Annotated in this window: 3 protein-coding genes; 1 reads left to right on the top strand and 2 read right to left on the bottom strand. The window is 40.5% G+C overall.

The features are described 5' to 3' along the window. Nucleotides 1-418: hypothetical protein (locus PX482_RS16325; RefSeq protein ID WP_288122688.1), on the top strand; the 418-nt coding region annotated here is incomplete at its 5' end. Between the two features lie 92 nt (nucleotides 419-510). Here PX482_RS16325 and PX482_RS16320 read toward each other — a convergent pair. Continuing rightward, nucleotides 511-843, bottom strand: coding sequence for a hypothetical protein (locus PX482_RS16320; RefSeq protein WP_002760882.1), 333 nt, complete (start codon nucleotides 841-843; stop codon nucleotides 511-513). After that, nucleotides 833-1,822 (bottom strand): CHAT domain-containing protein, encoded by a 990-nt coding sequence (locus tag PX482_RS16315; protein ID WP_288023567.1) that lies wholly within the window; start codon nucleotides 1,820-1,822, stop codon nucleotides 833-835. The genes PX482_RS16320 and PX482_RS16315 overlap by 11 nt, the downstream gene beginning before the upstream one ends. Nucleotides 1,823-1,894 lie beyond the last annotated feature (72 nt).

The raw sequence follows: 1,894 nt of genomic DNA, 5'->3' as shown, positions 1-1,894 counted from the left end.
GAAGTTAATCAGGGGATTATATGAAAAGGAGTTCGAGAGAGAACAGATAATTAAACTGTTTGAAATCATCGACAATATGATGACTTTATCCCCTGAATTACAGTCAAGTTTAGAGAGTAAAATCAAACAATTTGAGGAGGAAAGAACCATGCCTTTAATGAGTAATATGGAGTTACGAGGAATGGAACGCGGTAAGGAAATTGGCAAGGAAATTGGCAAGGAAATTGGCGCGTTAGAAAATGCTCGTGATTTTGTCAAAACAGTTTTGCAAGCTCGCTTAGGTGAAGTTCCTTTAGATGTGGAACAATACCTGAATAAAGTTTCGGTACTATCTACATTACAAGAGATTGTTAAATTAGCAGCTACCGCTAATTCTCTCGCAGAATTTAAGCAGTCTTTGGCAAAAATCAATATCTAGAAAACGGTTTTCTTTGAGAAACTCTTTGAGAAACCCGTTTTCTTTGAGAGACCGGATACCGACCTCTGGCTTTTTGTTTTAATGGTGGACATTTACTTCGTTTTCTGTATTTTTGGCTGCAAAGTTGTAGATAGGGTAACTTTCATCGTGTTTGTATTGGCTGTTTCTGCTCCAATGTTGAAAAACAGATATTTGAGTTCTCCCTTCGCCTTTAGACTGACTGAACCATTAATTTCAACAGTCAACTGACTTTCTACATCTACCTTACTAGAAAGAGCTTCCATGACAGATTCAAAGAGTTCTTGCAACTGAACTGCGACGGTTTCCTCTTGTGGTCCCAAAGTAGTCAGGATTTCCTCATCCTCAGTTTGTAAGCTACTAACTGAAGCTGGATCGACGGCTGTGGCATATACTTTAATTGGCATGGTCTTCCTCCTTGGAATTTTTTTGCTGTACAATCGAGAAATCTGGATCGCCATAAATACAATACAGTAGCCAAAATAAGTTTCTCTCATTGGCTGCAACTTCTTTGGCTTTGGCTACAGCCTGTCCGATAGTAATTTTCTCATCTGGGTTGAATAATTCACGGTAAACAATTTCGGCAAAGTTGACGGCATATTTCACTGGTACGGCTCCTAAAGTTCCAATGAAAGCATCTGCACCACGCTGATAAAATTTCCAGCCAAAACTGCTAAATTTTCCAAAGGTTAACACGGGAACGGTTGAAGCACAGGCGTTAGCAAACACAAGACTACCCGGCTCAAGAGGTAGCCTTAGAATGGTTTCAGGGAGCAAGTTTTCAATTCGGGTTTTGTTTTTATCGCCAGCAATTTGGAGTAGGTGCGGTTCTAAATGTCCGTGACAGGTAAAATGAAGCACATCTGTGCCTGGAATAGCTTTTACAAGGGACGAAATTGGCTGTTTAGCTAACAAGTGTACCGCTTCCGGGGGGAGAAGATTAGAGAATAGATGGGTAGCTCGCTCTGCTTCCGAGGAAGGTACATCTCCACCGACAATATTGACAATCCGCTTGATTTGTCTTTTTCCCTTACTTTCAGGTCTATTTCTTCTTGGTAAATCTTGACTATCGCTGAGGCGAGGAGAGCGAGCAATAATAAACTTCTTTCCCCAAAAATCTTCGCCGTCGTACATTAATTCCCAAGGAATCCACTGTTCATTAGTGGAGATAATGACAGGAGAACCAATCTTCCAATCTCGCACTTTTTTTGCTACTTCAGAGGGAATTAACATCTCGAACAAGTTAGCACCAACACTCTGAAGATTGAAACAGATACTCTCCCAACGCTCATCAGAGGGGTTTCCTTGTTGCACTACTGGCTCTTCGGGAATTGTTATGCAAATAATTAACTTAAAATAAAATTCGATGAGAGCGCCTACGCTCAAAAGTAGCTGAAATCCATACAGGGAAGGACTTAAGGCACAAACAGGTTAATACCAAAAGATAGACAATTGAGT

It is taken from the genome of Microcystis sp. M53602_WE12 (assembly GCF_030065455.1).
GTDB lineage: Bacteria > Cyanobacteriota > Cyanobacteriia > Cyanobacteriales > Microcystaceae > Microcystis > Microcystis aeruginosa.
Note: the sequence above shows the minus strand (reverse complement) of the source record. Positions and strands in the feature narration are given on the sequence as shown.